The sequence below is a fragment of the Streptomyces sp. NPDC058086 genome (genome assembly GCF_042885015.1).
Lineage (GTDB): Bacteria > Actinomycetota > Actinomycetes > Streptomycetales > Streptomycetaceae > Streptomyces.
The window spans coordinates 83,092-90,598 of sequence record NZ_JBHVST010000041.1 but is presented as its reverse complement, the minus strand read 5'-3'; the positions used below and the strand labels follow the sequence as shown (position 1 = coordinate 90,598).

Here is a 7,507-nt window from a genome sequence, read left to right as displayed (position 1 = left end):
CCTCCGTGCGGTGCAGTCCTAGACAGCTCCACCACACCGGAGGTCTTCGCCATGATCAAGACCCGTTCGTGTCAACAACGCTCGTGATCAATACACCTAGGCCCTGTCGCCGCTCCTCAGTCCAGTGGCGCCGTCCGCCGCCACGGCCGCAGTTCCTCCAACTGCCCTGCCAACTCCAGGAGTTCGAGCTCGGTTCCGGGTCGTCCGACCAGCTGTACGGCCGCCGGGGCCCCGCTCGGCAGGGTTCCGAACGGTACCGCCATCGCGGGCCACCCGGTGAGGTTCCACGGCGGCGTCAGCGGCGAGTAGTTGGTGTTGACCAGTACATTGCGCAGCCAGCCCCGCTTGTGCCACGGCGCGGCGGCCGGCCCCCGCCGGGCCAGTGCCGGGGTGAGCAGCACGTCGTGCTCCGCGAAGAACGGCCGCAGACGCCCGCGCAGCTGCTCGCGGCGCTCACCCGTGCGCACCCCGGCCACGAAACGGCGCCCCACGGCGGCGTGCACCCGGGTCCGCCGGGTCAGCCGGCGCGGGTCGAGGTCCTCGGCGTCCACCGCGGTGCCCGCCGTCCAGTGCATCAGCGCGGCGGTGCCCAGCCAGTAGGGGTACGGCGGGTCGGCGGGCCGCACCTCGTGGCCCGCCCCGGCCAGCAACTCGGCGGCCTCCCGGGCCGCGTTCGCGTAGGGGCGGCCGACACTCACGCCGACCAGCGGACTGCGCACGGAGACGGCCACCTTGCGGACGAGGTTGCCCGAGGGGCGTATCGCCTCGGTGTCCGACAGGACCGCGAACATCAGGCGGGCGTCCTCGACCGTGGTCGCGAGCGGCCCGTTCTCCGACATGCCGAACCAGTCGCCGTGACCGATGCCCGCCGGGATCGTGTCACGGCCCGGCTTGAGGCCGACGATGCCGCAGTTGGCGGCCGGGATGCGCAGCGAACCCATTCCGTCGTTGCCCAGCGCGATCGGCACCATCCCGGCGGCGACCGCGGCCGCGCTGCCGCCCGAGGAGCCGCCCGCCGTGCGCGAGGTGTCCCAGGGGTTGCGGGCCGTGCCGTGCACACCCTCGGAGGTGCCGAAGACACAGAGCTCGGGCACGTTGGTCAGGCCCACGACCAAGGCGCCCGCCGCGCGCAGCCGCGCCACCGTCGGATGGTCGTGATCGGCGGGGGTGTCCGCGGTCGCGGCGGAGCCGTTGCGGTTCGACTCGCCGCGCACCGCGAGGTTGTCCTTGACGGCCACGGGCACCCCCGCGAGGGGGAGTTCGGCCAAATCCGAGCGGCCGGCCAGCTCGTCGGCCTCCGCGAGTGCGGCCTCGGACCGCACGACACGGAAGGCACCCACACGTGCGTCGAGCCGCTTGATCCGCGCGAGGTGGCCGGCCACCACCTCGCGGGGCGTGGCCCGCTTCTCGCGTACGGCTGCGGCGATCTCGGTGGCGGTCCGGCCGACCCAGCTGGTCACGGGTGCTCCTCGGGGACAGGGGGATTACTGGTGAGTACGAGGAGCACTGTGCCCGGCGGCGGGGTGCCGCGTCGAGAGCCGTCGCCCTTGGACATTCGGACCGGTCTTCTTGGACTTTTGCGCTCACGCTTGTCCGGTATCTCCGCAGAGTCGCAGATCATCCGATCACTTGCTCAACTTTCGTACCTGCCCGCCCCATTGACAGGATCTGGTGGCGCCTCAATCATCAAACATCCGATGAATTGGAGCCGCTATGAGCACGTATCCAAGACGTCAGGTTCTGGGCGCCGCGGCCGGAGTGGCCGTCGCGGCCACTCTTCCCCTCGCGGCCACGGCCGAAGCGCGACCGGCGGTCGAGCCGCACGGCCAGTGGGTTCCCGTCCCCGACCCGATCCCCGTACCGCTCGACGCGTACACCGACAACGACGGCATCGACACGGCGGCCGCCCCCGGCGGCAGCTTCGACGGCTCGGGGTACACGTTCCCCGGCGAGGAGCTCCCGGCGGGGAACGTCGAGGTGGACGGCATCGCGTTCGTCTTCCCCTCCTCCGCCGCGGGCGCCCGGAACAACGTGGTCGCCCTCGGCCAGCGCATCGACCTCCCCCGCGGACGCTATCTCTCGGCCCACTTCCTCACCGCGGGCAGCTACGGCGACGCCTCGGGGCGGGCCATCGTGCACTACGCCGACGGCTCGACGACCACCGCCGGGCTCGGCGGCGCGGACTGGTACGCGACGGGTGGGTCGCTGTCGGCCCCGTACCGCTACCGGCCGGACGGCACGAAGGACGAGCACGGCGTGGGGATCGGCACGGCCGAGGTGTGGATCGACCCCCAGCGCGAGGCGGTCGCCCTCACCCTGCCGACCACCAACCCCGCCGAGGCCGGCAAAGCCTCCCTCCACCTCTTCGCCCTCTCCCTCCAACCGGCCGCCCAGGGGCGGGCGTTGGCCCTGCGGGACGCGCACTCCACCTTCTCCCTGCTGGAGTCGAGCGGCGCGCAGAGCGTGGAGGCCACCGTCGTCAACGCGGGCACGGTCGCCGTCCTCGCCGGCGACCGGGTGTCCGTCGGCGTCGACGTGCCGGGCGCCCGCACCGTCGAGCCCGCGCACGTCGTCCGCCTCGACCCCGGCGAGCAGGCGCGCGTGAGGGTCGGCATCCGCAACCGCGTGGGCACGGCGCCGGGCACCGCGCGGCCCGGAAAGGTGACCGTTACCGGACGCGGGCAGCAAGTCGCCTCTGCCGGGCGCGAGTTGACCCTCGGCGTGCCGGACTACCAGCCCACCGAGAGCTCTCTCGCCGGCCACCAGGCCCCGTACTGGTTCCACCGCGCCAAGTTCGGCATCTTCATCCACTGGGGTGTCTACTCGGTGCCCGCCTGGTCTCCGGTCGGCAAGCAGTACGCCGAGTGGTACTGGAACCACCTGCAGAGCCCGGACAACGCGGTGTACGCCTACCACCGGGACACATACGGCGAGAACTTCGCCTACGACGACTTCATCCCGATGTTCACGGCGGAGAAGTTCGACCCCCGGGCCTGGGTGGAACTCTTCCGTGACGCAGGAGCCGAGTACCACGTCCTCACCTCCAAGCACCACGAGGGCTTCGCCCTGTGGGACACCAAGGTCTCCGACCGCAACGCCGTGAAGATGGGCCCGAAGCGCGATCTGATCCGTGAACTCTTCGACGCCTCGAAGAAGTTCACGCCCGAGCTGCACCGCGGCCTGTACTTCTCCATGCCCGAGTGGTTCAACCCCGACAACCCGTGGATGGGCCACGCCCCGCGCAATCCGTACACGCTGGAGCCACTCCCGTACACCGGATACACGGCGGGCAAGGACTATGTGAAGGACTATCAGGCCCCGCAGATGCTGGAACTGATCGACGGCTACGACCCGTCCCTCATCTGGTGCGACATCGGCGGCGCGAACGACAGCCTGCATGTCCTCGCCGAGTACTTCAACCACGGCAAGAACAGACCCAAGCCGTACGAGGTGACCGTCAACAACCGTTCGGGCATCGGCTTCCACGACTTCACCACCCCCGAGTACACGACGTACGAGAACACGGTCGTCGCGAAGTGGGAGTCGAGCCGGGGACTCGACCCCTTCAGCTACGGCTACAACAAGGCGACGCCCGACGCCGCCTACATGACCGCCGAGGAGGTCGTACACAGCCTGGTCGACATCGTGTCGAAGAACGGCAACTTCCTGCTGGACATCGGCCCCCGCGCGGACGGCACCATCCCGGAGATCATGCAGACCCGGCTGCGCGAGACCGGCCGCTGGCTCAGGACCAACGGCGAGGCGATCTACGACACCACGTACTGGTCGCGGATGGCACAGCTCGGCGCGGACCTGCGGTTCACGGTCCGGCAGAACGAGGCGTTCTACATCCACTCGCTGACCGCGCCCGGCGCCACACTGACCGTCGAGGCGCCGGTGCCGATCCGCGGCGGGGACAAGGTGACCATGCTCGGTCACGACCGTCCGCTGACCTGGACGGTGAGCGGCGGGTCTCTGGTCATCGACGTGCCGGAAGCGGCCCGCAAGGCGGGGCAGTACGTGTGGGTGTTCAAGGTGGAGTGGCATGGCTGACCGACGCGCCGCACGGTCCGTTCGGAGCAGGTGGACGCGGAGGGCCGCCGGCTGCGTGGCGGCGCTGCTGCTGACGCTCGCGACGCCGGTCCCGGCGCTGGCGGGGACGGCTCAGGCGCGGACGGCGGCGGTGCCTCCCGTCACGGTCCCCGCCCTCTCCAACTGGAAATCGGAACAAGGCAGTTACTCCTTCGGTCCCGGCTCCCGCATCGTCGCGCGCGACCCCGCGGCGCGCCGGGTCGCGGACACTCTCGCCGACGATCTGCGCGCGGCGGGCCACGGCACCGTTCCTGTCCTACGGCAGGGCGCGCACGCGGGTGACATCGTGATCGGCGTCAACTCGTCCTCGTCGCGGCTCGGTGCGGAGGGATACGAACTGCGTGCGGGCAAAAGCCTGGTGGTGACCGCCGCCGCCGAGACCGGTGCCTTCTACGGCACCCGGACCCTCCTCCAACTCCTGGCCCGGAGCGACCGCGTGCCCGCCGGGAGCACGGTCGACGTGCCCCAGTACAAGGAACGCGGTGTCGGCGTCTGCGCCTGCTACGTCCACATCTCGACGCCCTGGCTGGAGAACCTCGTACGCGACATGGCGTACCACAAGCTCAACCAGCTGCTGCTCGAACTGAAGGTGAAGAGCGACGTCCATCCCGAGGCCGACACCTGGGGCTATTACACCAAGGACGAGATCCGCCGGCTCGTGGCCCTCGGCGAGAAGTACCACGTCGAGATCATCCCGGAGATCAACTCGCCCGGACACATGGACCCCTGGATCCAGAACCGCCCGGACCTCCAGCTCACCGACGCCGACGGAGTGAAGCAGCCCGCGCGGCTCGACATCACACAGGACGCGGCCTTCACGTACTACACGAGCCTGATCGACGAGTACGCGCAGGTGTTCACGTCCGGGTCCTGGCACATGGGCGCCGACGAGTACATGCTCGGCTCCGACTTCGCCAAGTACCCGCAGATCCTCGCCTACGCACGGGCCAGATACGGCGCGAGCGCCACTCCGCAGGACGCGTTCATCGACTTCGTCAACCGTGTCCAGGCCTACGCGGCGGCCAAGGGCAAGAAGCTGCGCATCTGGAACGACGGTCTCACCGGCGCCAACACCGTGCCCGTCACGGCCGGTACGACGGTCGAGCACTGGCTGAACGTAGCGACCAAGCCCAGCCAACTCATCGCGCAGGGCTATCCGTTGATGAACGCCGCCTACTCCCTCTACCTCGTCCGCGGCGGCTTCCACACCGACACCAAGGCGCTGTACGACCAGAGCTGGGACCCGCGCAGTTTCGAGGGCGAGAAGCTCGCCTCACGCGCGGGCGTCACCGGGGCGAAGATCAGCCTCTGGCCGGACAACGGGCGCGGGGAGACCGAGAACGAGGTCGCGACGGCCATGGACCCGGCCCTGCGGCACATCGCCCAGGTCACCTGGGGCTCGGCGCACCCCGACCCGACGTATGCCGAGTTCACCGCCCGCGGTGCGGCCGTGGGGCACGCGCCCGGGTGGCGGGACCTGACCCGGGTGCCGGGGGCCGAGGGGACGTACACCTTCCGCGGTGGGGCCGCGACCGCCGATCTCCAGGTCCGGCGGACCGCGGACGGCTATGTGACCCTGCGGTCCACGACGGGCGGCGGCTGTCTGGAGGTGAGCGGCGGGAAGCTCACTCTGAACGTGCCCCTGGACCCCGGTGTCGAGGTGACCGAATCGCCGTGCGTCGCCGCGGACACCTTGCAGCGCTGGGAGCTGGAGCCGGTGCGCGGCGGCGGATACCGGCTGGTCAACGCGATCACGCGGATGGCGGTGCACGTGACGGACGAAGGACGGCTCCTCCAGTACCCGCCGGACCAAGAGCAGCCGTCCGTCTGGCAGTTGACCATCCACTGATGAGAGGAGCCCCCCACCCCATGACCATCTCCAGACGCCTCTTCGTCCTGGCATCCACCGCCCTCGTCGCGTCCTCCGGCACATCCGTCGCCCTCGCGGCCCCCGGCGAAGCTCCCTCCCGCATCCCCGTCAGCCCCTCCGACACCGAGGACGACCTGGTCCGCAAGGCCTCCCGAGTACGCCCCACCGCACGGCAGATCGCCTGGCAGAACCTCGGACGCACCGCCTTCCTGCACTTCGGCGTGAACACCTTCACCGGCCTGGAATGGGGGACCGGTGACGAGGACCCGGACGTCTTCCAGCCCGTCGGGCTCGACACCGACCAGTGGGCCCGCGCCCTGCGCGACGGCGGCTTCGAGCTCGCCATCCTCACCGTCAAGCACCACGACGGGTTCGTCCTCCACCCGTCGCGCTACACCGACCACTCGGTGGCGTCGAGCAGTTGGCGCGGCGGGCGGGGCGACGTGCTGCGCTCCTTCGCCGACTCGATGCGCCGCCACGGGATCAAGGTCGGCGTCTACATCTCACCGGCCGACGAGAACCAGTACCTGCACGGCGTGTACGCCAACGGCAGCGCGCGCACGGAGCGCACCATCCCGACGCTCGTCGACGGCGACGACCGTACGGACCCAAGGGCGTTCACGCTAGACGCCACCGACTACGGCGCCCATATGCTCAACCAGCTCTACGAAGTGCTCACCGAGTACGGACCCGTCGACGAGGTGTGGTTCGACGGAGCCCAGGGCCGCATTCCGCCCGACAAGGTGGAGAAGTACGACTGGGACAGCTGGTACGCGCTGGTCCGGGCCCTCGCCCCCGACGCCTCGATCGCCGTGTCCGGGCCCGATGTGCGCTGGGTCGGCAACGAGGGCGGGCTCGCCCGCGAGGACGAGTGGAGCGTCGTACCGGTCACGGAGAAGGACAACGGCCGCACCGACTACGCGCTGGCCTACGACGCACCCGACGAGGGCAGCCGGGCCGCGCTCGTGGCGGCCCTTCCGGTGGCCGACTATCTGCAGTGGTGGCCGGCCGAGTGCGATGTGTCCATCCGCGACGGCTGGTTCTACCACGCCGACCAACAGCCCAAGAGCGTGGACGAGTTGACCGACATCTACTTCCGCTCGGTCGGCCGCAACTCGGTGCTGCTGCTCAACATCCCACCCGACACGCAGGGATTGCTGCCGGCCGCCGACGTGGTGCGGCTGCGCGAGTTCCGCGAACGCGTGGACCGGGAGCTGCCGGAGGACCTGGGGCGCGGGGCCGTGGTCCGGTCCTCCCCGGGGGTCTTCACCGTCGACCTCGGTGCGGAGCGCGAAGTGGACCGGATCCGGCTCGCCGAGGACATCCGGCACGGCCAGCAGGTCGAGAGCTTCGTCGTCGAGGCGTACGGAGCGGGCGTCTGGAGGCGGGTGGCCGGGGCGGGCACGATCGGAGCGAGCCGGATCCTGCTGCTCCCCGCGCCCGTACGGGCCCGGCGCTGGCGCCTTCGGGTGACGCGGTCACGGCAGACCGCGCGGATCGCGGAGTTCGCGCTCCATCGCTCACGGATCTGACGCGTACGGGGGT

Annotated in this window: 4 protein-coding genes; 3 read left to right on the top strand and 1 reads right to left on the bottom strand. The window is 70.4% G+C overall.

Going from position 1 to position 7,507, the window contains the following annotated elements; all coding sequences use genetic code 11:
* Positions 1-116: 116 nt before the first annotated feature.
* The gene (locus ACFVWD_RS28840; RefSeq protein ID WP_389600235.1) at positions 117-1,460 is read right to left on the bottom strand and encodes an amidase; all 1,344 of its coding nucleotides are present in this window, start codon (positions 1,458-1,460) and stop codon (positions 117-119) included.
* A gap of 253 nt (positions 1,461-1,713) precedes the next feature.
* On the opposite strand from ACFVWD_RS28840, the gene ACFVWD_RS28835 reads away from it, so the two are divergent.
* The 3 genes from ACFVWD_RS28835 to ACFVWD_RS28825 are packed head-to-tail and all read left to right on the top strand — an operon-like array spanning position 1,714 to position 7,494.
* Entirely contained in the window at positions 1,714-4,053 is a 2,340-nt protein-coding gene (locus tag ACFVWD_RS28835; RefSeq protein WP_389600233.1) for an alpha-L-fucosidase, read from the top strand.
* Entirely contained in the window at positions 4,046-5,941 is a 1,896-nt protein-coding gene (locus ACFVWD_RS28830; protein WP_389600231.1) for a family 20 glycosylhydrolase, read from the top strand. The genes ACFVWD_RS28835 and ACFVWD_RS28830 overlap by 8 nt, the downstream gene beginning before the upstream one ends.
* Positions 5,942-5,961: 20 nt before the next feature.
* Positions 5,962-7,494: an alpha-L-fucosidase gene (locus tag ACFVWD_RS28825; RefSeq protein WP_389600229.1), complete on the top strand. Its 1,533-nt coding sequence runs from the start codon at positions 5,962-5,964 to the stop codon at positions 7,492-7,494.
* Positions 7,495-7,507 lie beyond the last annotated feature (13 nt).